A 23365-nucleotide genomic window follows, 5' to 3' on the forward strand; every position below is an offset into this window, starting at 1 on the left:
GGTGACCAGTTTATGACATGCTCGCCTTATCGTGCGGGGCATAGGCCGGCAAGGAAGCGCGCGGCCGGGGCCCGTCACGCGCAGCGCACTACCCCAAAATGCTGCGCCAGACTCAAGCCCAGTCCCTGCTCCACGGCGTTTTCCACCTGCGCCGCCAGCGCGGCCGCTTCCTCGGCCGCCTTGATGTCGCGTTCATTCGTGGAACCGGCCGGGTAACCGGAGTTCACGCGCATGCCGCCGAAGACGAATAAACGGTAGACGTCGGCCAGGCTGATGCGGTTGACGTTGCCCAGCAAGACCCAGTGGTCGGAACTGTCGGCCACGCGCTTGCCCCATTGCACGCGCACGGCGCCATCCACGTTGACTCGTCCCACCCAGCCCTGCTGCACCATCTTGTCGAGCAGGGTTTCCATCTCTTCGAAGCCCAGGCGCGTGCTGCGGCGGATCTCGGCCGCGCCCACCAGGGCCGAATCGGCGCAGTGGCAAGCCTGGTGCAGCACTTTCAGGATGGCGACGGCGTCGACGAACTCGCTGCCCGGCGCCGCTTCGTACCACCAGCGTTCATATTTCACGACGGGCAAGGCGGCCACCAGCAAGGCGCCCACCAGAGTGATCATCCAGCTCAGATAAATCCACACGAGGAACAGCGGCAAGGCGGCCAGCGCGCCGTAGATGCGCGAATACGTGGGGAATTCCTGGATGAATTCGCCGAAGCCGCGCTTGGCCACCTCGAACGCCAGCGCGGCCAGCAAGCCGCCCCAGGCCGCGTCGCGCCAGTCCACGTCGCGGTTCGGCACGGCGATGTAGAGCAGGGTAAACGCCAGCATGGTCAGGCCGATCGACACCAGCGTATAAAACACGGCGCCGATGAAAGGCACGGCGCCCACCACGCCGCTGGTGGCCATGAAGAGGCGCGACGTCACCGTCAGCGACACGCCCACCAGCAACGGTCCCAGGGTGACGATGGCCCAGTAAACCAGCAGACGCTTGGTCCAGCGGCGCTCCTGGCGTACGCGCCAGATGCGGTTGAAGACGCGCTCGATCAAGCCCATCATGCCCACCGACGTGACGATCAGGGCGCCCGCGCCGATGGCCGACAGGCGCGTGGCCTTCGATGCAAACGTGGTCAGATAATCGAGGATGGTGTTCGATATCCCCTTGGGCATCACGCTTTGCACGAAATAATCTTCCAGCGCGTGGCGGAAGGTATTGAATAGCGGGAAGGTGGTGAAGATCGCCAGGGCCAGGGTGAGCAGCGGCACCAGCGCGAACACGGTGGCGAACGTCAGGCTGCCCGCCACTTGCGGCAGGCTTTCCTCGCGCACGCGGCGGCGCGCGAACTGCAGCAGATCACGCGTTTCGGACCATGTCAGGCCACGCACGATGTCGGCACCGACGTGCAGGGTGCGCCACAGGTATTGGAAGAACGGGATTATATATTTTGAAAACATGTGCAAAATCAGAACGGCGCCATGACAGCAGTCGTATCAGGCTGTAAAGCGCCCTATAATACCAATGATGAAGCCAACCAATCTGATTATTCTCGTATTGTTTTATTCACGCCATGGCGCCACGCGCCAGTTGGCCGAGCTGATAGCCCAGGGAGTGGAAAGCGTGCCTGGCTGCGATGCGCGCCTGCGCACCGTGCCCGCCGTCTCCACGGTGGCCGAAGCAACAGCGCCCGAGGTGCCGCTTGACGGCGCTCCTTATGTGGAACTGGACGATCTGCAGGAATGCGCGGGCCTGGCCCTGGGGTCGCCCACGCGCTTCGGCAACATGGCCGCCGCCATGAAGTACTTCTGGGATGGCACGGCCAGCGACTGGCTGGCCGGCAGCCTGGCCGGCAAGCCCGCCTGCGTGTTTACGTCCACGGGCAGCCTGCACGGCGGCCAGGAATCGACCCTGCTGTCGATGATGATCCCCCTCTTCCACCACGGCATGCTGGTCATGGGCCTGCCCTACACGCATCCCGAACTGATGACGACGTCCACGGGCGGCTCGCCGTATGGCGCCACGCACTGGTCCGGCATCGACGGCGACAAGGCCCTGAGCGACGATGAAAAGCGATTGGCCATCGCCCTGGGCCGGCGCCTGGCGGAAAACGCCGCGAAACTGGCAGGCGCATGATGCACGGCGTACTGCACAAGTATTTTCACTGGGGCGCCATCGCCAGCCTCGTCACGCTGATCGTCTGGTGCGTGCTGTGGGAAACCATCGTCGCCCCGCTGCAGCCGGGCGGCTCCTGGGTCGTCCTGAAGGCCGCGCCCCTGCTCATCCCCCTGTACGGCGTCGTCAAGCGCGACGTCTACACCCTGCAATGGTCGTCGATGGTCATCCTGCTGTATTTCACGGAAGGCGTCGTGCGCGGCTACAGCGACACGAACGCCACCTCGGCCCTGATGGCCTGGGGCGAAGCGGTCATCGTCTGCATCTATTTTGTCTGCGCCGTGCTGTACCTGCGCCCGTATAAAAAGGCGGCCAAGCGCATGGCCCGGGAACTGCTGGAAAAAGTGAATAAAGTGAGCATCAAGAAATGACTGTCCAAACCGACTTCCTCGCCGCCTGCCGCGACCTGCTGGGTGACACTTATGTACTCACCAGCGACGCCGACACGGCGCCCTTCCTCACCGACTGGCGCGACAGGTTTACGGGCAAGGCCCTGGCCGTGCTGCGCCCCGCCACTGTGGAACAAGTGGCGGGCGTGCTGCGCACCTGCGCGCAATGGCAGGTGCCCGTCGTGCCGCAAGGCGGCAATACGGGCCTGGTGCTGGGCAGCATTCCGGACGCCGCCGGCACGGCCGTCGTGCTGTCGCTGGCGCGCCTGAACAGCATCCGCGCGCTCGATCCCGTCAACCGCACCATCACGGTCGATGCGGGCTGCATTTTGCAAACCATCCAGGAAGCGGCCAGCGCCGCCGGCTGCCTGTTCCCCCTGTCGCTGGCGGCCGAGGGTAGTTGCACCATCGGCGGAAATTTGGCGACGAACGCGGGCGGCACGGCCGTGCTGCGCTACGGGAACACGCGCGAGCTGTGCCTGGGCCTGGAAGTGGTCACGCCGCAAGGCGAAATCTGGAGCGGCTTGCGCGGCCTGCGCAAAGACAACACGGGCTACGACTTGCGCGACCTGTACATCGGCGCGGAAGGCACCCTGGGCGTCATCACGGGCGCCGTCATGAAACTGTATCCGCAGCCGAAGGCCTGCATCACGGCGCTGGCTGCCATGCCCTCGCCCGCCCACGCGCTGCGTTTATTAAGCCTGATGCAGGACCATTGCGGCGCCAGCCTGACGGGTTTTGAATTGATGTCGCAGTATTGTCTGCAACTGGTGGCGGAACAGTTCCCGCAGCTGCCGCGTCCATTCGCCGAAGCCCACGGCCAGTACGTCTTACTGGAATTATCGAGCAGCCAGTCCGAGGCCCACGCAGTGGAATTGCTGGAAGCGAGCATCGGCGCGGCGCTGGAAGACGAGTTGATAGCCGACGCCGTCGTCGCCAGTTCCGTGGCGCAGTCCGAGGGATTATGGCAGCTGCGCGAACATATTCCGCTGGCGCAGGCGCAGGCGGGCAAGAACATCAAGCACGATATCTCGCTGCCCATTTCCTGCATCGCCGATTTCATCGCCGTCACGGATGCGGCCCTGGCAACGGCCTTCCCCGGCTGCCAGCTCGTGTGCTTCGGCCACCTGGGCGACGGCAACCTGCACTACAACGTGGCGCCGCCCACCGGCATGACGGACCGTGATTTCCTCGCCAACCAGGATGCCATCAACCGCATTGTGCACGACCAGGTCCATGGCTTTGGCGGCTCGATATCGGCCGAACACGGCATCGGCGCGCTGAAGAAAGACGACCTGGCCCGCTACAAGTCGCCGCTGGAACTGCAGCTGATGCGCGCTGTCAAACAGGCGCTGGACCCGCAGAACATCATGAATCCGGGGAAGATATTGTGAAATCGCCGTCCCTCCTGCTCTGTGCCATGGTCTTGCTGGCCGGCTCCGCCAGTGCGCAGGACGTCTACAAATGCGTACAGGATGGCCACACCAGCTATAGCGCCACGCCGTGCACGGGCGGGCAGTTGCAGATCCTGGAAGTCCCCTCGCCACCGCCTGCCGTCGACAAGGGTGCGGCCACGCGCCAGGAACGGGTGGCCAGCCAGATGGAAGCGGCGCGCAAGCAGCAAGAAAAACTGGAAGACCAGGCCCGTGAACGGGCCGCAAAACAGCGCGAGGCGCGCGACAAGCATTGCGCCCAGCTGCGCCTGGAGCAGAAATGGGCGGCGCAGGACGCCGTCGGCGCGGGTGATAAAACCCGCGACACGGCGCAATTGAAAGCGCGGCGCGCCGGTGAACGCCTGGCCGTCGAATGCCTGAATTGAGTGCGCAGGTGGAAAGCCCGGCGACGACGCGCCTGCTGTCGCGCTGGCTGCTGCTGGGCGAATGGCGCGCGCATCCCGTGCGCGCCCTCGTCGCCATCCTCGCCATCGCCATCGGCGTGTCGCTGGGCTTTGCCATCCATTTGATCAACGCGGCGGCCTTCAATGAATTTTCCACGGCCGTCAAAAGCCTGTCCGGCCAGGCCGACGTGCAGGTGGCCGGGCGCGAAGCGCTGTTCGATGAAAGCATCTACCCGCAGCTGGCGCAGCGCGACGGCGTGGCCGTGGCTTCGCCCGTGCTGGAACTGCAAGCGGGCGTGGCCGGCAAAAAGGATGGCGGCCCGCTGCACATCCTGGCGCTCGACGTCTTCCGCGCGGGCTTCATCTCGCCCGACCTGATCGGCGCGCCCGCCGATGGCCAGCCTTTCGACACCCTGGCCGACGACGCCTTATTTCTGTCGCCGGCCGCCTTGCGCTGGCTGGCCGTGGCCGAAGGCGGCCAGGTCGCCCTGCAATCGGGTACGGGCACGGTCAGGCTGCGCGTGGCCGGTTCGCTGCAGCGGACGCGCGCAGGCCAGCGCATCGCCGTGATGGATATCGGCGCGGCGCAATGGCGCTTCAACAAGCTGGGCAAACTGTCGCGCATCGACCTGAAACTGCGCCAGGGCGTCAACCGCGACGCCTTCCAGGAGGATCTTTCCCGCGCGCTGGAAGCGCAGTACCCGGGGCGCTTCCAGGTGGGCCAGCCGAATGACGAAAACCAGAATAGCCGCAACAATAACCTGAGCCGCGCCTACCGGGTCAACCTGACGGTACTGGCCCTCGTCGCCCTGTTTACGGGCGCCTTTTTGGTCTTTTCCACGCAGGCCCTGTCCGTCATCCGCCGCCGGGGCCAGTTCGCGCTGCTGCGCGTGCTGGGCATGGAACGGGGCCAGTTGCTGCGCCAGGTGCTGCTGGAAGGCGCCAGCCTCGGTGTCGTCGGCGCCGCGCTGGGCATCGTCGGCGGCTACGCCATGGCGGCCGTGGCCCTGCGCTTTTTTGGCGGCGACCTGGGCGCCGGCTATTTCGCGGGCGTGCAGCCGCAGGTGCAGTTCACGCCCGTCGCCGCCTTCGTCTATTTTACGTTGGGCCTCGGCGTCGCCTTGCTGGGCTGCGCTGCGCCCGCGCTGAAAGCGGCCCGCGCGGCCCCCGCCATCGCCCTGAAATCGGGCAGCGAGGAAGTCGTGACGACGCGCCTGGCCAAGACCTGGCCGGCGCTGGCTTGTTTGCTGCTGGCTGGCGCTTTGACCTTCCTGCCACCCGTGTTCGAGCTGCCCCTGTTCGGCTACCTGTCCATCGCCCTGCTGCTGATCGGCGCCATCGCCCTGATGCCGCAACTGGCCGCCGTCGTCTTCCGTTTCCTGCAGCGCGCCTGGCTGCGCACGGACACGAGCAAACATGCGCCCGTGCGCAGCCTGACCCTGGCGCGTCTGGCGAACGCCTCGGGCCAGGCAGGCATCGCCCTGGGCGGCGTGCTGTCGAGCTTTAGCCTGATGGTGGCGATGGCCATCATGGTGTCGAGTTTCCGCGTCTCCGTCGACGACTGGCTGCTGCAGATCTTGCCCGCCGACGTGTATGCGCGCACGGCCGCCAGCGGCGGCACGGCAGGCTTGAACCCGCGCGAACAGGCCAGCATCACGGCCCTGCCCGAGGTGGCCAGGGTGGATTTCCAGCGCGTGCGCTCGCTGTCGCTGGCGCCCGACCGCCCCAACGTGATCTTGCTGGCGCGCCCCATCAATTTGCAGGACCCGGGCAAGAGCATGGTGCTGGTGGGCGACACCTTGCCTGTGCCGACTGGCAGACGGTCCGTGTGGCTGTCCGAGGCGGCGGCCGACCTGTATAACGTCAAACCGGGCCAGCAGATAGCCTTGCCGCTGGCCGGCGGCTTGCACCAGTTCTTTGTCGCCGGCATCTGGCGCGACTATGCGCGCTCTTCCGGCGCCATCCAGATGCCGCTGGACGATTACCGCGCCCTGACCGGCGACCTCGATGTCAGCGATGCGGCCCTGTGGCTGGCCAAGGACGCCACGGGCGACGAGCTGCAGCAGCGTCTGAAAAGCCTGCCGTTTGGCGCCAGCCTGGAAGTATCAAACCCGTCGGCCATCCGCGCCCTGAGCCTGCAAATCTTCGACCGCAGCTTCGCCGTCACGTATCTGCTGGAAGCCATCGCCATCGTCATCGGCCTGTTTGGCGTGGCCGCCACGTTCTCCGCGCAGACCCTGGCGCGCGCGCGCGAATTCGGCATGCTGCGCCACGTGGGCGTGACACGCGGTCAGATTTTATCCATCCTGGCGCTGGAAGGCGGCGCGCTGACGGCGCTGGGCATCGCCACCGGTTTTGTCCTGGGCTTGTTGATCAGCTTTGTGCTGGTCTTCATCGTCAATCCCCAATCGTTCCACTGGACCATGCAACTGCACCTGCCGTGGCCCTTGATCGCCACCGTGGCCGGCGCCCTGTTGACGGCGGCCGCCGCCACGGCGCTGATCGCAGGCCGCCAGGCGCTGTCCGCTGGCCCCATCCGCGCCGTCAGGGAGGACTGGTAATGCGCCATATCGCCATCTTGCTGCTTGCGCTGGCCTTGCCTGCCCTGGCCGCGCCGCCCGCCTTCGCCCCCGTCACGCCGCTGCCAGCCGGCCAGACCCTGCGCCTGCCGCACGACTTCGGCGCCCATCCCGCGTATAAAACGGAATGGTGGTACGCCACGGGCTGGGTAAAAACCGCCGGCGGCGAGCAACTGGGCTACCAGGTGACCTTCTTTCGCAGCGCCACGGCCACGGACGCGGACAACCCCAGCGCGTTTGCGCCCAAGCAGCTGATCATCGGCCATGCGGCCCTGTCCGACCCGAAGGTGGGCAAGCTGCTGCACGACGAGAAAAGCGCGCGCGAGGGTTTCGGCCTGGCCTACGCCAAGGTGGGCGACACGGACGTCAAACTCGACGGCTGGCGCATGCAGCGGCAAGCGGACGGCAGCTACCGGGTCAGCCTCGCCGCGCGGGAATTCAACTTGCAGCTGACCCTCGCCCCGACCCAGCCCGTGCTGCTGCAAGGCGAGAACGGCTACTCGCGCAAGGGCGCGCGGCCCGCGCAATCGAGTTACTACTACAGCAAGCCGCAGCTGCGCACAACGGGCACGATCGCGCGCGCGGGCGGCAAGCCGGAAGCCGTGACGGGCGCCACCTGGCTCGATCACGAGTGGTCGAGCCAGGTGCTCGATGAAGATGCCAGCGGCTGGAACTGGATAGGCGCCAACCTCGATGACGGCGGCGCCCTGATGGCCTTCCAGATCCGCAGCAAGACAGGTGCTAAACTATGGGCGCACGCGACATGGCGCGATGCGTCCGGTAAGATGACGCAGTTCGCGCCCGGCGACGTCGATTTCACGCCCACGCAGCTGTGGCGTTCGCCCCGCACGCAAGCCGAATACCCGGTCGCCACCGAAATCCGCACGGGTGCCACGCGCTGGCACATCAAGCCGCTGCAAGCGGACCAGGAACTCGATTCGCGCCGCTCGACGGGGGCCGTGTACTGGGAAGGCGCCGTGACGGTGGAGCGCGACGGCCAGCCGGTGGGCCGCGCCTACCTGGAAATGACGGGCTACGTCCAGCCGATGAAGTTATAAGCAGTACCGTATATGTAAATCAAAGCGAAAAACAATGACAACCAGCACAGAAACAGGCAATACGAGCACAGCAACCGCCGCAAGCACCGCACCCACGCCCGACACCGGCACCAGCCGCGAACTGAAAAAAGGCAGCCTGGCCGCCTTCAAGGGCTTGATGCCCTTTCTGACGCCGTACCGCAAGCAGTTCTTCCTGGCCGGTATCGCGCTGGTGGTGGCCGCCGCCTCGACCCTGGCCATTCCTGCCGCCTTCAAGCAGATGATCGACCTCGGTTTCGGCGGCGCGGCCGGTTCAAGCAGCATCCAGCACGTCGACCTGGTGTTCCTCGCCCTGTTCGGCGTGGCGTCCATCCTGGCGCTGGCCACGGCGGCCCGCTTCTATACTGTGTCGTGGCTGGGCGAGCGCGTCACGGCCGACATCCGCAGCGCCGTGTACCGCCACGTGGTCACGCAAAGCCCCGCCTTCTTTGAAACGACGCAGACGGGCGAAGTCCTGTCGCGCATCACCACCGACACGACCTTGATCCAGGCTGTCGTCGGCACCAGCATCTCGATGGCGCTACGCAATGTGCTGCTGTTCCTGGGCGGCCTGGTGATGCTGTTCGTCACCAGCGCCAAGCTGGCCGGCATCATCATCGGCTTGCTGATCCTCGTCGTCGTGCCCATCATCGTGTTTGGCCGCCGTGTGCGCAAGCTGTCGCGCGATTCGCAGGACCGCATCGCCGACGCGTCGGCCATGGCCGGGGAAATCCTCAACGCCATGCCCACCGTGCAGGCTTTTACACACGAAAAGATCGAATCGAAACGCTTCGGCGACTCCGTCGAAGGCGCCTTCATGACGGCCATGCGCCGCATCCGCGCCCGCGCCCTGCTCACCATGATCGCCATCCTGCTGGTCTTCGGCACCATCGTGTTTGTCTTGTGGCTGGGGGCGCGCGCCGTGCTGGAAGGCTCGATGACGGGTGGAGACCTGGGCCAGTTCATCCTGTACGCCTCCATCGTGGCCGGCGCCATCGGCGCCCTGTCCGAAGTGATGGGCGAAGCGCAGCGCGCGGCCGGCGCCACCGAGCGCCTGCTGGAACTGATGGCCGTCAAATCGGAAATCGAATCGCCGGCCACGCCGCTGCCGCTGCCCGCGCGCGCCGCCACCGGCGCCGCGCTGTCGCTGGACGACGTCATGTTCTCGTACCCGTCGCGCCCAGATACTGCAGCACTCGATCACGTCAGCCTCGACATCCGCGCCGGCGAAACGGTGGCCGTCGTCGGTCCGTCGGGCGCCGGCAAGACCACGCTGTTCCAGCTGTTCCTGCGCTTCTATGACCCGCAAAGCGGCAGCATCCGCCTCGATGGCGTCGATATCAAGCAACTTGACCTGCACACCCTGCGCGACGCCATCGGCATCGTGCCGCAAGATACCGTGATCTTCTCGGCCGACGCGATGGAAAACATCCGCTACGGCCGCGCCGGCGCCAGCGACGCGGAAGTCATCGCGGCCGCGAAGATGGCGGCCGCCCACGAATTCATCGAGCGCCTGCCGAACGGCTACAAATCCTTCCTCGGCGAACGGGGCGTGCGCCTGTCCGGCGGCCAGCGCCAGCGTATCGCCATCGCCCGCGCCCTGCTGAAAAATCCACCCCTGCTGCTGCTCGACGAAGCGACGAGCGCGCTGGACGCGGAATCGGAACGCCTGGTGCAAAAGGCGCTGGAAGCAGCCATGGTGGGACGCACCACGGTCATCATCGCGCACCGCCTGGCCACCGTCCAGCGGGCCGACCGCATCATCGTCATGGAAGACGGCAAGATCGTCGAGACGGGCACGCACGCGTCACTGGTCGCCCTTGGTGGCATCTATGCGAATCTGGCGGCCCTGCAATTCCATCACGTACAACTCAATTAAACAGAACCATCATGAACGCACTTTTCCACGCCAACCTGGGCATCACCGACTTCTGGACCTTTTTACTGGGAACGATCTTCATCGTCATCCTGCCAGGCCCCAATTCCATGTATGTGCTGTCGGTCGCGGCCCAGCGCGGCGTGCGCACCGCCTACCAGGGCGCCTTCGGCATCTTCGCCGGCGACCTGATATTGATGGTCCTGTCGGCCTGCGGCGTGGCCTCCCTGCTGAAAGCCAGCCCGGCCCTGTTCTATGTGGTGAAATACATCGGCGCGGCCTACCTGGGCTGGATCGGCCTGCAAATGCTGATCGGCTGCTGGTGCAAGCTGCGCGCGCCCGCGCCGGCCGACGGTGAAGCGCCTGCCGCGCCAGCGCCCGTCAAGGAAAGCGATCCATTCCGCAAGGCGCTGATCATCAGCCTGATGAACCCGAAAGCCATCCTGTTCTTCATCTCGTTCTTCATCCAGTTCGTCGACCCGGCCTTCCCGAACCCGGTACTGTCTTTCGTCGGCCTGGGCCTGATTTGCCAGGTGATCAGCTTTACCTATCTGACGGCCATCATCTTTGTCGGCGCCCGCCTGGCCGACACCTTCCGCCGTCGTCGCCGCCTGTCGGCCGGCATGGGCGGCGGCGTGGGCGCCATGTTCATCGGCTTCGGCGCGAAACTGGCTACGGCCACCTTGTAAGGAAAACACCGTGAACGAACTTGAGCTGCGCCAGCGCTGCCACACCGTCCTGCCCGGCCACCGCCAGCCCACCCCAAGCGCCACCTTCGCCGCCATGGCCGCCTGGTGCGACGCCAACGACATCGCGCACGACACCTATGGCGAAGGCGCGCTGATCGAACAGTTCGAGAACAAGGTCGCCAGCCTGCTCGGTTTCGAAGCGGCCGTATTCTGCATCACGGGCACCATGACGCAGGTCACGGCCCTGCGCCTGGCGTGCCAGGACCGGGGCTCGCGCCTGGTCGCGCTGCATCCCACTTCGCATATCCTGCGCCACGAGCGGGGCAACCATGAATTGCTCGATCACTTCAAGGGTTTGATACTCGGCGACCCGCACCGTCCTTGGACGGTCGACGATTTGCGCGCCGTGCCCGATGCGCTGGGCGCCGCGCAGGTCGAGTTGCCAATGCGCGAAATCGGCGGCCAGTGCCCGTCATGGGAGGCGTTGAACGACATCAAGCGGCACTGCCGCGACCACAATATCCATTTGCACATGGATGGCGCGCGCCTGTGGGAAGCGCAAGCAGGTTTCAACCAATCCCTGCCCGCCATCTGCGGCGGCTTCGATTCCGTCTACGTGTCGCTGTACAAGGGTATCGGCGGCCTCGGCGGCGCCATGCTGGCCGGCAGCCGCCCCTTTGTCGAACGGGCGCGCGAATGGTTCCGCCGCCAGGGCGGCAACATCGTCCACCGCACGCCGTACGTGGTGGCCGCCGCCATGCAGTTCGACGCGCGCCTGGCCGCCATGCCCCGCTATTTCGCACGCACGCAGTGGCTGTACGCGCAGCTGCGCGACTTTCCATCGATTGCCGTCAACCCCGCCTCCCCGCAGGCCAACATGCTGCACCTGCACCTGCCCGTCTCGCGCGAGCGGGCCATCGCCATCCGCAACCAGCTGGCGGAAGACCATGGCATCTGGCTGTTCGGCCGCGCCAGCCACGCCGCCCTGCCCGGGCACAGCGTGGTGGAATGGTATGTGGGAGATAATTTGCTGGACCTGCCCGATGACACCGTGCGGCTGGCATTGACCCTGCTGGATCAGACCATGCGCATGAAAGCCTGAGCAACGCAGGTCGGCGCAGGTCGGGTAGGTCGGGTTAGCGCGCAGCGCGTAAGCCGACAACACTACAGTCGTCACCAAAAAAAAAGCGCCCGAAGGCGCTTTTTTCATTTCATGGCGGCCGGGTCGGCCGCCACTACCTGCTTAGAACTTGTAGTTGTAAGCGAGACCGATCAACTGCATGCGGGTCTTGAACAGGCCCTTGGTGGTTTCACCGTTGCCGGTGCAGCCAGGGGTCACCGGCGAGCAGTCATTCTTGTAGTTGACGTCAGCATCCTTGAAGTCGATGAAGCTGTAAGCCAGGTCGAGCGAGGAATTGGCGTTCAGCTTCCAGTTCGCGCCGATCGAGTACTGCATGCGGTCGCTGTCCGGCAAGGCTGGATGACGCAGCTCGGCGCTGCGCACTGGCGCCTGGTCATGCGCGATACCGGCGCGCAGCAGCAGGTTTTCGCTGTATTTGTAGTTGGTGCCCAGCGATACGCGGTAGGTGTTCTTCCACTGCTGGCGGATGCGCTCGGCGCCTTCGGCCGTCGGCGGGAACTGGATGTCCAGGTTCTGCAGGCGCGAAGTGCGGGTCCAGGTGACGTCGCCCATCAAGGCCCAACGGTCATCCATCTGATGGAAGGCGTTGATCGACAGGGTTTCCGGCGTGCGCACTTCCACCAGCGCCTTGGAGTTGACCTTGTTCGATGCCTTGGCGATGAAGGCGTTCACGGCGGCGTTGTCCGACACTTGCGAGAAGTCCCAGATCGTGTCGCCTTTCAGCTTGTGCGAAATCGACGAACGGTAGGAAATACCGAAACGCGTGCCTTCATTCATCTGATACAGATAGCCCAGGTTGAAGCCAAAGCCCCAGTCGTCGCCATCCATAGAGGCGTGGCCATCCTTGGCGCCCTTCAGTGCGGCGCCGGCTGCCTGCGCGGCGGCCAGGCCCTGCGTCTTGGCGATATTGGCCAGGAAGGCTTGCGACGCGGCTGGCGCGTGCTGGGCCAGGAAGGCCACGGAACCCGGCACGTCGACCGCCTGGCCCAGTTCCGCCTTCATGTGTTCGGCGGTAACGCCGAAACCGAAGGAATGGTGTTCATTGACCTTGAAGGAAACGGAAGGATTCAGGGCGATGGCTTCGAGCTTGATGTTGGTGATCGCATAGCGGCCGCTCCAGTCATTGCCGTAATCGAGCTTGGCGCCGTAAGGCACGAACAGGCCCATGCCGACGGTCCATTGATCATTGACCTTCTTGCTCGCATACAGGGCTGGCGCAAAGACGGCGTCCGGCGCGTAATCCTTGGTCGTGCCGCCCGGCGTGCGGCCGGTGAAGGTCTTCGAACCCGTGTCCTGGTAAGTCGAATGCGGTACCACCAGGGTGCCGCCGCCAACGAGTTGCGTGCCTTCCAGGCGCGACATGCCGGCCGGGTTGTAGAAAATGGTCGACGCGTCGGCCGCTTCTGCGCCGTTGGCGTCGGCCGAACCCTGGCCCGATACGCTTTGCGAACCAAAACGGTAGCCCGATGCTTGTGCGGTGGAAGAGATGCCGGCGAACGCGGCAACGATCAGGAGGGGCAGATATTTATGTTTCAAGTTAGTCTCTCTTTATTATATGAAGTGTCTTCGGCACACTATCGCGGGCATCTCAACTGCCCCGTCTTGCGCTTTTCTTGCCGCCGTGAACTCCAATTCACTGACGGCATGAGCGAAGCATATAATATTTTTTAGAAAAAAGCGAACGTTCGCTCTTTTTATGAAACAGCGTTGTTTTCCTCGCCAATCACGGCGTTCTACAGGGTCAGCGCCGGGGCTGGAAGCGGTATCAGAAAGCGCTGATGCATCAGCGCCAGCATCTGTTCGGCCGGCACGGGGCGCGAGATGAAATAGCCCTGCACTTCATTGCATTGCAGCACGCGCAGGATGTCGAGCTGCTCGCGCGTCTCCACGCCCTCGGCCACCACGCTCATGCCCAGCGCATGCGCCATCGACAGGATGGCGCGCACGAAGACCTCGCCCTGCTCCGAGCGGCCCAGCTCCATGGTGAAGGCGCGGTCGATCTTCAAGCCATCCATGGCGAACTTCTGCAACTGCGACAGCGAAGAGTATCCGGTGCCGAAATCGTCGACCAGCAGGCGTACGCCCAGCGCGCGGATGGCCGACAGCTGCTCCACGGCGCGGTTCTGTTCATCCATCATGGCCGATTCCGTGATTTCCACCTCGATCAGGCGCGCATCGATGCGGTGGCGCGTCAGCGCGGACGCCAGCACCTGGTGCACGTCGCCACGCCCGAACTGGCGCGCCGAGACGTTGATCGACACGGGCACCAGTTCCAGTCCGCTGGCCTGCCAGCGCGCCATCTGCAGGCATACTTTTTCGATGACGACTTCGCCCAGCTGTGAAATCAGGCCGCTGCTCTCGGCCACGGGAATGAATTCCAGCGGCGGCACCATACCGTGCTGCGGATGGTGCCAGCGCACGAGCGCCTCCATGCTGCACAGCTGCCCGCTCATGGCGTCGACGCGCGGCTGGTAGACGACGAGAAACTGGTCCTGCTCCAGCGCCGCCACCAGGCTTTGCTCGAGTTCGCGGCGGCTGCGGATAGTTTCGAACAGTTCCGGCTGGAAGAAGCGGTGATGGCCCTTGCCCGCCACTTTCACGGCATACATGGCGATGTCGGCGTTCTTCAGCAGCACATCCGTCTCGGCGCCATCGCGCGGATACAGGCTGATGCCGATCGAAGCGCCCATCTTGTGGCGTTCGCTACCCAGGTAAAACGGTTCGTCGAAGGCGATGGCGATGCGCTGCGCCACCTGCTCGGCACGGCTGTCGTCTTCCACCGGGTCGAGCACGACGACGAATTCGTCGCCGCCCAGGCGCACCACGTGGTCGCCCGGCCGCAGCACGGCCTTCAGACGCAAGGAGGCGGCACGCAACACTTTATCTCCCTCGGCGTGGCCCTGCGTGTCGTTGATATCCTTGAAGCCGTCGAGGTCGATGAACAGCAACGCCAGCATGCGCCGCGCGACAGCGGCGCGGCCAAGCGCACCGGGCAGGAATTGCTGCAGCCAGTAGCGGTTGGGCAAGCCCGTCAAGCCGTCTTCGGTGGCCAGGCGGCGCAAGTCGCGCTCGTGCTCCTTGGCCGTGCTGATGTCTTGCAGGGTGACGGCCAGGCGGTCGCCGCTGCGCACCAGGCGCCGGCGTATCCAGCGCAGCTTGAAGGGGTTGCCTTCCGGCAGCTCGATCTCTTCCTCGGAAAAGCCGGAAACCATGGCGGCCCGGTAATTATGGATCAGGTCGCGGAAATACGGTTCATGGGCGCGCGACTGCAATCGCATGCCCAGCAATTGTTCGCGCCGCACGCCGAAATAGCCGGCGCCCGGCTCGTTGCAGTCGACCATCTCGAAATCGAGGATGCTGCCATCCGCACCGCGCAGGGCGGCAATGATATAAAAGCCGTCGCTCGTGCCTTCGGTTGCCATGCGGTAGGCATTGCGCACGCCTTCGGACTGGTGGTGGCGCCACGCCAGGCGCAGCGACAGCACGGTGGCGATGGCGGTAAAGGCCAGCAGCAGCAAAGTGACGGCCAGGGCGATGCCGATATAAATCGTGCGCGTCTCCTCGTAGGGGTGCAGCATTTCGCCATCCGACAGTCCGACCACGGCCGTAAACGGATAGGCTTTCAGCGCTTGCCATCCCACGTAGCGGCTTTGCTTGTCGGAAAAGGCGATCCGGCCGCTCGAATGCAGGGCGCCGCTCTCCGTTTCCAGGAAGCTGGTGTCGAGAAATGGCGTGCCTTCACCGCTCCGTGTCGGCAGCACGCGCGCGCCGAGGCGCGTGCTGAACAGCTCGCCCTCCTCGCCTACCATGGCGGACATGCCGAACTTGCCGAAATTGACGCTGTTGTAGAATTCGGAAAAATAGCTGGAATGAATGGAGATCAACAGCACGCCGTCGAAATTGCCATCTTCGTCTTCCAGCCGGCGCGTGAAATGCACGAGGCTTTCGTCGGCGCCGGGCGCCTCGCTGGCCGCATTGGCCGCATTGGCCCGCCCCAGCGCGATGCGCAGCGCGCTGGAATTGCTGCGCCAGTGGCGCAACAGGAAATCGCTGCGCTCGTTGACCCGCAGGCGCTGCAGCGGCGCCGTGGCCGTCACGGGGTGGCCCTTGCGGTCGAGGATGGCGACGATGGCAAATTGCGGCAAGGCATACATGCCCTGCGTCCTCAATTGATCGAGCCGCAACTGGCCGCGCGAATTTTCCCATTCATACTTGAGCTGCAAGGTCAGCTGGTCCATCTGCTCCAGGGTGCGCAACAGATACTGACCATACGCTTTCGACAACGAGGACACGCTGTCGAGCGCCTGCTGCTGCGTCACCTTCTTTTCCGCCTCCAGTTGCAGCAAGGTGGCCGTCCACAGCACCGCGCACAGGACGAGACCCAGCAAGGGCCAGGCCAGGATCAGGCGCAAGTTGGCCTTGAGGAAATCGGCCCTGCTCATCTCCACCACGGCGCCGTTATTATTATTTACAAATTGTCGCAAGAACATGGTGCAGCGTCTGCCGTTTCTGTGCATTTCTTTAAGGACACACAAATTACCACAGAGTCATGTTTACAGGTAAGACAGCAGTGTAATTAGTGTGCGGTAGTCGGCGGCCCGCATCCCGCCTGTCGCGCCTGCGTTACAATCACCATCCTTACCGTTGGAGAAATACATGCAGCAATATCAAGATTTGATCAAGACCGTGCTCGAAACGGGCAGCTGGCAAGACAACCGCACGGGCATCCGCACCCTGAGCGTGCCGGGCGCCATGATGCGTTTCGACTTGGCCAACGGCAATTTCCCTGCCGTGACAACCAAGAAACTGGCTTTCAAATCCGTGATCGGCGAACTGTGCGCCTTCCTGCGCGCCTCGCGCAACGCGGCCGAGTTCCGCGCGCTGGGCTGCAAGGTGTGGGACCAAAACGCCAATGAAAATGCGCAATGGCTGGCCAACCCCTACCGCGAAGGCGAGGATGACCTCGGTCCCGTGTACGGCGTGCAATGGCGCCAATGGCCCGCCTATAAACTGCTGGACGCCGCCAAACCGGATCAAATCGCCGATGCGCAAGCCAACGGTTTTACCTTGGTCGCCCCCATCGTCGAGGATGGCGTGCAAAAAGTGCTGCTGTACAAGGCCGTCGACCAGTTGCGCGAATGCCTGGACACCATCATGACCAACCCGGGCAGCCGGCGCATCCTGTTCCACGGCTGGAACCCGGCCGTGCTGGACGCCGTCGCCCTGCCCGCCTGCCACTTGCTGTACCAGTTCATCCCGAACGCCAGCACGCGCGAAATCTCGCTGTGCTTATATGTGCGCAGCAACGATATCGGCCTGGGCACGCCGTTCAACATCGCCGAAGGCGCGGCCCTGCTGCACCTGGTGGCGCGCCTGACGGGCTACACGCCGCGCTGGTTCACCTATTTCATCGGCGACGCGCACATCTATGAAAACCACCTCGACATGGTGGAAGAACAATTGAAGCGCACGCCGTTCCCGGCGCCCAAGTTTGTCATTTCCGACCGCGTGCCCGATTACGCCAAGACGGGCAAGTACGAGCCGGAATGGCTGGAAAAGATCGAGCCGTCCGATTTCTCGCTGGAAGGCTATGAGCATCACGCGCCCATCAAGGCCGCGATGGCCGTCTGAGCCGGGTAGCGTAACGCGCGGATCAGTTCATATTATTGAACCGCGCTTTTCAACTCACTCGCCTTCTTTGCGCCGGCCTTCAAAAGTTCCTGAACAATAGCCTGGTCCTTTTTATCGATGGCTTCGTCCAGGGCGGTTGTATGCCAGTTCCCGTCAACGTAATTGGGGTCGACTTTTTGGGCAACTAAAAACTTGACGTGATCGAGATTCCCGAAGCGGGCCGAATACCAGAGCACATATCCGGTATTGCTGCCCCTGAAGTCGGCGTCGTGGCGTACCAGGAGATCAAAGACCTTCCTGGTGCTCGGATTATTGATATCCTTGAACGCATTTGAAAAATTCTCAATCGAGAAGAACGCATGCCTGGACTGTTTCAGGGAGAATTCAAAAGATTCTGCCTTGGAAAACAGCCATTCCAGCACCTTCAGACGTTGTTCCGGTGACAGTGTTTCGCTGTAAACAGCCGCGTACACCACGTCAGTCCAGTCCTGCTCATGACCGGCCTCCGCTACAGCAAAACCTTTTATCTCCAGTGCTTCAAGCAGATCGACCCTGCCTGCCTTGGCCAAGTCTGCCATCAGGTCACGCACATAGCGCCACGTTTTTTCCCGGTCCGGGATCTGATCGAAATAGCTGAAAAACTCGGCAGGCATCCCTGAACTGATCGCTTTGAAAGTTTTGGTGGTCGCACTGGAATTGTATCGATAATCGGACAGCTGCTTTTTGGCGATGGATCTGATTTCATGCGATGACAATAAAAGCGTACTTGCAGCCATAATGCCCAATGCGATCCTGGTGCCATTCTTATTATTCCTGTATAGAAAAATTGCCAGAATGAAAGTATGGACATGCAGTATGCATGCGATAACGAAGATGAAAAAGGCAATTAACGCATCGCCATTGGGCCCACTGCCATCACTGGCCATGGGGAAGGTCTTGCGCATCAAGAACAAATAGACGATAGCCAGCAGACAACATAAAAATACACTGGTCTTGAAATACAATTTCATCATTTGACCGAACCTGCCATCATAGAAGCAGGCAACATATTACAATAAAAATATTATTTGACCTGTCCGGCATTGTCCAGAATTCTACTGGCGGCCGTCAGGAACAGTATCCATTCAACCGAAGTCAGCAGACAAATTAATCAGGAAGACGATGGCGATCACACCACTGGCAGCACTGCACCGCAAACTGTTCGACGAAACCGACGGCGTCAAGTTTTCCAAGCTCAAGGATAGACTGATCAAGAAGCACGGTGAGACCGACCGGCTGGCCGTGCTTGACATATTGAGCGCTTACGCGCGCGACGGCCAGCTGCTGCACTGGCGCACCTCATTGGTACACACCATGGCGGACCTGATACAAGCGCAGGAATTGCAGGAATTTTTCAGCTGGGCCGTGACCATGCCGCAACTGGCCTACTGGGGCATCGACGGCTTGCTGAAAAGCCAGGGCAAGGATGCTTACGAGACCGTGGTGGCGCTGGCTCTCTCGGACTCGCAACCGCTACAAGTCAGGGCCAAGGCCGTGAAAAGCCTGGCCGTGCTGAGCCGCCAGCCATTTGACGCCGGCTTGTCGGCCGTTCCCGACTACTGGAAAGCCGAGAGCCTGCCCCTCGACGATGTGCTGGCCTGGCAGCGCGATGGCTATCCGGACGGTGCGGGGTTTGCGCCACCGGCCACGCATGCGTCTTTGGAAGACCCTCGCTCCCCACTGGAAAAAGCGGCAGCGAAACTGGAAAAAAAACTGGCGGCCGAACGCAAGAAGGACCAGGACCTGGCGCGCCCATCGAACTGGCTGGTCATTGCGGATAATGCCGACCTGGCCGCCATCGACCAGCGCTGGGCTTTGCCGGAACAGTACCGACGCTTCCTGGCCCGCTACTCTCCGCTGCGCGTGTATATCGACAGCAAGCGCTACTTCCAGGGCTTGAACCTGTACGGCGCGGCAGAGCTGCTCAAGGCACAGCACGGCTACTCGTACAATCCGGTTGACCAGGAAGTCATCGCCGGTTGGCCGGCCCACTACGTGGTGATTGCCGATGCGGGCGCCGATCCGTATTGCCTGGATCTATCTGCCATTGAAAATGGCGACGCGCCCGTCTACACGGCCGAGCACGGCGCAGGCGCATGGCATTTTGAACGCCACGCGGACAGCTTTGTCGACTTCCTCAAGGAAATCGCCAAAGCTGCTTAGCCCGGTTCGCCACCGGGACCGCCCTGTCCGGGACCGCCTGGCCCGCCTGGCCCGCGTCCGCCCGGCGGCCCGAAGCGCGGTTCGCGGTCGCCCTCTTTCGCCGCCGACGTGGCCCCGCCCAAGCGGTACGACAGCCCCACATAAATCATGCGTCCATCGAAGCGCCGCGTGCTCGTCTCGCGCAGGGACGCGCTGTTGATGACGGTTTCCATTTTGTTGCTGCTGAACACGTCGGTCACGTTCATGACCAGGCTCAGCTGCGGTGTCACCGTGTGGCGCCAGCTCACATTCAGGGTATTGTTCGGCGAGCGGTAGCCCTGTCCGGACAGCATCTTGCCCTGCATTTGCAGGGCCAGCTGCAGTTGGTTGGCCGCATCGAACTGGTAATTGAGACGCGCGCGGCCGCTCAGGGCGTTGGCCGTGCGCGTGCTGCGGTTGCCCAGGTCGTCGGAACTCGTCTGCTGGCTGCGCGCCAGATTGCCGCTCGTGTTCAATGTCAACGATGGCGTCAGCTTGCCGCTGACGCTGAACTCCAGACCGCTTGAATGGCTGCCTTCGCCGTTTTCCCGCGTGGTCAAGAGCACATTGTCGCTGATAAAGTAGCGATAATCGACGATGGCGTCCGTGTCGCGGCGGTGGTAGGCGCGCAAGCTGCTTTCCAGGCCCGAGATCTTCGTTTCATAGCCGATCTCGAACGAATCCGTCTGCGTGGGTTTCAGCTTCGGATTGCCGGCCGACACATTGAATTCGTCGCGGTAGACCACGTACGGATTCAGGTCGCCCGCGTTCGGACGGCGAATGCGGTGCGCATAGCTGAAACGCAGATTGCTCTCGTCGCTGACTTTATAGGTAGCGAACAGGCTGGGAATGTAGTTGACGTAGTTGTTGCTGGCCTCGACGCCGCTCGTAATCTGGCGCACGTTCAAGTCCGTGTATTCGGCGCGCAAGCCGGCCAGCGCGCTCCAGCGCTCGGTCAGGCGCATCTGGTAGGAGCCGTACAGCGCGACGGTGCGCTCGTCGAGCTCGAAACGGTTGCTGCGCAGGGGGTTGACGATTTCCGCCAGGCTGCCCGGGTTGATGTCCGTATATAAAGTGTCGAAACTGCTCTTGTTGTCGGCCACCTTGTAGCCGAGCTTGGCCGTGCCGCCCGCCAGCGGACGCTCGTAGTCGCCGCTGAAGTCGACGATGCGGTTGCCCGTTTCGCTGTGCTGGCGCGCGCGGCTGTCGAAGGCATTGACGGGCGCCACCGCGTAGGTATTGGCATAATCGCTGTCGCTCTCGTTGGTCGACGAGGACACGCGCAAGTCGATTTTGAGGGTTTCACCGGGCAACTCGCCCTTGTGGTCGTAGCGCGCCCCCCAGCTGTAGTTGCGGCTGTCGCCATTGCGCACGGTACTGCGCACATAGTCGCCGATGGTGCTGCCCGTGCTGTCGCCATTGATGTAGCGGTCGAGCGAACGCTGGTCGTTGCTGCGCCCGTTATACGACACGCTGGCGGCCAGGGTGTCGTTGGCGTTCAGGTTGTAATTGACGGTGCCGTGCAAGCCCAGCGAGTCGTTCAAGCCATTGTTGCTGGACTGCTGGCTGCTGGGGGCGAAAGCTCCTGTGCCGCGCTCCAGGCGTTCGCGGCTGACCTCGCCCACGGAATTGCGGCCGTCATGGCGCACATTGATGCCGCCCTGGTAGCCCCACGGTCCTTCATTGTAGGTGCCGGACACGGCGCTGTTGTAGCGCCCCGCGATGCCCGCATTCGCGTTGACGGTGGCAAAGCCGCCCGGCTTGCGGTTGCGCCGCATCACCAGGTTCAGGATGGGGCCGCCACCGGCTTCGTTGCCGAACTGGGCGCCGGGATTATTGATCACTTCCACGGATTCGATATCGTCGGCTGCCATGGCGTTCAGGGTGGCGCCGCGCGAATCGCCCTGCAGCATGGCGGACGGCTTGCCATCGATCAATATCTGCACATTGCTGCTGCCGCGCAGGGACACGGAACCGTCGGGATCGACGGCCACCGACGGCACGTTATTCAAGGCATCGGCCGCCGTGCCGTTGCTGCTGCCCACGTCGGACTTGACGTCGTAGACCTGCCGGTCGATGCGGCCCGTGGGACGTTCCGCCGTCACGCTGACGGAAGGCGTAGACTCGGCGACGGACGCCTTGGCTGATGCTGGCGCGGGCTTGACGACGGTGTCGCCGCTGGTAGTCGTGGTTTGGGCCTGAACAGCGGCGCCGGAGACGAGCAGGCTGCTGCCCGCCAGACAGTGAAAGAGGATTTTATGCATTTGCTTAAAAAATAATGGAGACGCTACGGATGAGGCGCTACGCCGCAGCGTAAGGGCACGGTGAAAGCATGCCACGACTCCATTGCGCAAAGCAAATGCGAACCATTGTTATTTACTTCAATTTACAAATCTCTTGCACTTGTGGTCATACAGCCTCATCCAATGACCACTACCTCAGCAAGCCGTTGCCGCGCGCCAATTTCAGCCAGCCTGGATACTCCGTCATCAATAAATCATACAGTTCTGCATCGCTGTGCTCGTCGGGCGAGCTGACGGAAAAGTAATTGGCATTGTCGACCAGGCGTCCCTGCAATTCGTCGAGCTTTTCCAGGAACGGGAAGTCGGAGTCGGCAAAAGCGGAAAGAAACTTGCTTTTCGACTTGCGTCCCTTGCCGATGCCCATGAATTGCCAGAAGATAGGTTCATTGCTGGCCCAGCGCAATTGTTTCTCCGTCGTTGCCTGGTCGCTCGTGCCGCCATCCGTCACGAACATGACGTACACGGGCAGCTCGGCCGCGACGGGCCGCGTGCGCTCGCCGCCGGCCTTGTCGGGGAAATAAAACGCACGGATCGCCTGCATGGCGGCGCCATAGCGCGTATCGCCTTCCAGCGGATGGCGCTGTATGGCCTGCCCCACATAGGTATTGCAGTTGTTCAAGGCCATGGGCGCCGGATGGTGGACGTTCTTGCCGAACAGGAAAACGTCGATCTCGCCATCATCGTCGAACTTGCAGCCCAGGGCCAGGATGCGCTCGGCAAAACGCTGCACCAGCCCCTCTTTATACAGCCGTCCCATGGAGCCGGAAATATCGAGGCACAAGCAGACCTTGGCGCGGTGGTCCGATAGCCCCACTTTTTGCAGGGACACGCCCGCCTGCTTGACGAGGCTGACCAGTTGCGGCGCTTCCCGTTCAACGCGCTTTTCCAGGTTGATCTTCGCCTGCTGGATTGCCGACGCCGCGGCAGGCGCGGCCTGGTCGACTTCGCCGCCGAAGTGGCGCACCAGCGCATCGAGTCCGCCATTAAAACCTTGTCCCACGGCCATGCAGCGCCAGCCGCCGTCCTTGCGGTAGATTTCAAGCAGCATGACGGCTTTTTCCTGTGCGAAATCCGTACCGGCGAAGGCAAAGCGGGCCAATTCGCGTCCGCCCGCCTGCAGGCGCACGTGGCCAGACTGCAGCTGCGACATCACGCCGCCGCCATCGATGGACGCCGTGACGACGAGGCGGTCTATGCCGGCCGGCAAGCGCGCCAGTTGCAAGGCAAACTCGGCCGCATCGCCCCCGCTGCCGGCACGCGCCTCTACGCCGCCGCACGGCGTGCGCGGCTGGTTGAAGAAAGTCATGTAGCGCTCATCCGACAATTTGCCGCCGGCATCGAGGCCGAAACAGGCCACGTCGAGCGCCAGCCCCTGCGCGGCCACGCCGACCTGCAGCACGCCGTCGGGAACGAGATTGGCCAGCGGCAAGCGCTGTCCCTTGGATAAGGTTTCCATCA

The 23365-nt window shown here is 63.2% G+C and carries 17 protein-coding genes; 11 read left to right on the forward strand and 6 right to left on the reverse strand.

Features of this window, described 5'->3' with window-relative positions; all coding sequences use genetic code 11:
• Positions 1-74 precede the first annotated feature (74 nt).
• Positions 75-1451: a YihY family inner membrane protein gene (locus VM94_RS07850; RefSeq protein WP_046682940.1), complete on the reverse strand. Its 1377-nt coding sequence runs from the start codon at positions 1449-1451 to the stop codon at positions 75-77.
• A 67-nt stretch (positions 1452-1518) separates the two neighbouring features.
• Between VM94_RS07850 and wrbA the strand changes: the two genes are divergently transcribed.
• Genes wrbA through VM94_RS07895 form a run of 9 tightly spaced genes read left to right on the forward strand, consistent with a single transcriptional unit; the run spans position 1519 to position 11714 of the window.
• On the forward strand, positions 1519-2127 hold the full coding sequence (gene wrbA / locus VM94_RS07855; RefSeq protein ID WP_046683121.1) for an NAD(P)H:quinone oxidoreductase: 609 nt from the start codon (positions 1519-1521) through the stop codon (positions 2125-2127).
• Positions 2127-2537 (forward strand): DUF2069 domain-containing protein, encoded by a 411-nt coding sequence (locus VM94_RS07860; RefSeq protein ID WP_046683122.1) that lies wholly within the window; start codon positions 2127-2129, stop codon positions 2535-2537. The genes wrbA and VM94_RS07860 overlap by 1 nt, the downstream gene beginning before the upstream one ends.
• Entirely contained in the window at positions 2534-3949 is a 1416-nt protein-coding gene (locus VM94_RS07865) for an FAD-binding oxidoreductase (protein WP_046682941.1), read from the forward strand. The genes VM94_RS07860 and VM94_RS07865 overlap by 4 nt, the downstream gene beginning before the upstream one ends.
• Positions 3946-4374: a DUF4124 domain-containing protein gene (locus tag VM94_RS07870; RefSeq protein ID WP_052755614.1), complete on the forward strand. Its 429-nt coding sequence runs from the start codon at positions 3946-3948 to the stop codon at positions 4372-4374. The genes VM94_RS07865 and VM94_RS07870 overlap by 4 nt, the downstream gene beginning before the upstream one ends.
• Positions 4362-6953 carry an FtsX-like permease family protein gene (locus VM94_RS07875; protein WP_046682942.1) on the forward strand — a complete coding sequence of 864 codons (2592 nt, stop codon included), beginning with the start codon at positions 4362-4364 and terminating at the stop codon, positions 6951-6953. The genes VM94_RS07870 and VM94_RS07875 overlap by 13 nt, the downstream gene beginning before the upstream one ends.
• Entirely contained in the window at positions 6953-8029 is a 1077-nt protein-coding gene (locus VM94_RS07880) for a lipocalin-like domain-containing protein (protein ID WP_046682943.1), read from the forward strand. Before VM94_RS07875 ends, VM94_RS07880 begins: the two co-directional genes overlap by 1 nt.
• Positions 8030-8063: 34 nt before the next feature.
• Positions 8064-9926: an ABC transporter transmembrane domain-containing protein gene (locus VM94_RS07885; RefSeq protein WP_046682944.1), complete on the forward strand. Its 1863-nt coding sequence runs from the start codon at positions 8064-8066 to the stop codon at positions 9924-9926.
• Positions 9927-9937: 11 nt separating this feature from the next.
• Positions 9938-10612, forward strand: coding sequence for a leucine efflux protein LeuE (gene leuE, locus VM94_RS07890; RefSeq protein WP_046682945.1), 675 nt, complete (start codon positions 9938-9940; stop codon positions 10610-10612).
• A gap of 10 nt (positions 10613-10622) precedes the next feature.
• The gene (locus tag VM94_RS07895; RefSeq protein WP_046682946.1) at positions 10623-11714 is read left to right on the forward strand and encodes a threonine aldolase family protein; all 1092 of its coding nucleotides are present in this window, start codon (positions 10623-10625) and stop codon (positions 11712-11714) included.
• Between the two features lie 141 nt (positions 11715-11855).
• Here VM94_RS07895 and VM94_RS07900 read toward each other — a convergent pair whose 3' ends face one another.
• Both VM94_RS07900 and VM94_RS07905 read right to left on the reverse strand, forming a co-directional pair.
• Positions 11856-13289, reverse strand: a complete 1434-nt coding sequence (locus tag VM94_RS07900) for an OmpP1/FadL family transporter (RefSeq protein ID WP_046682947.1) — start codon at positions 13287-13289, stop codon at positions 11856-11858.
• A 197-nt stretch (positions 13290-13486) separates the two neighbouring features.
• A complete protein-coding gene (locus tag VM94_RS07905) occupies positions 13487-16243 on the reverse strand; it encodes a bifunctional diguanylate cyclase/phosphodiesterase (protein ID WP_052755616.1) in 2757 nt (918 codons plus the stop codon).
• A 166-nt stretch (positions 16244-16409) separates the two neighbouring features.
• On the opposite strand from VM94_RS07905, the gene VM94_RS07910 reads away from it, so the two are divergent.
• Positions 16410-17384 (forward strand): thymidylate synthase, encoded by a 975-nt coding sequence (locus tag VM94_RS07910; protein ID WP_046682948.1) that lies wholly within the window; start codon positions 16410-16412, stop codon positions 17382-17384.
• 32 nt (positions 17385-17416) lie between these two features.
• Here the strand turns inward: VM94_RS07910 and VM94_RS07915 are convergent, their stop codons facing one another.
• Complete coding sequence (locus VM94_RS07915) at positions 17417-18397, reverse strand: ankyrin repeat domain-containing protein (RefSeq protein WP_046682949.1); 981 nt, start codon at positions 18395-18397, stop codon at positions 17417-17419.
• 148 nt (positions 18398-18545) lie between these two features.
• Between VM94_RS07915 and VM94_RS07920 the strand changes: the two genes are divergently transcribed.
• Entirely contained in the window at positions 18546-19586 is a 1041-nt protein-coding gene (locus tag VM94_RS07920; RefSeq protein WP_052755617.1) for an SMI1/KNR4 family protein, read from the forward strand.
• Here VM94_RS07920 and VM94_RS07925 read toward each other — a convergent pair.
• The gene (locus tag VM94_RS07925) at positions 19583-21868 is read right to left on the reverse strand and encodes an outer membrane beta-barrel family protein (RefSeq protein ID WP_046682950.1); all 2286 of its coding nucleotides are present in this window, start codon (positions 21866-21868) and stop codon (positions 19583-19585) included. The two genes, VM94_RS07920 and VM94_RS07925, sit on opposite strands and share 4 nt — an antisense overlap.
• Positions 21869-22037: 169 nt before the next feature.
• Positions 22038-23363: a VWA domain-containing protein gene (locus VM94_RS07930; RefSeq protein WP_046682951.1), complete on the reverse strand. Its 1326-nt coding sequence runs from the start codon at positions 23361-23363 to the stop codon at positions 22038-22040.
• Positions 23364-23365 lie beyond the last annotated feature (2 nt).

The sequence above is a fragment of the Janthinobacterium sp. KBS0711 genome, from assembly GCF_000988085.1.
Lineage (GTDB): Bacteria > Pseudomonadota > Gammaproteobacteria > Burkholderiales > Burkholderiaceae_D > Janthinobacterium > Janthinobacterium lividum_E.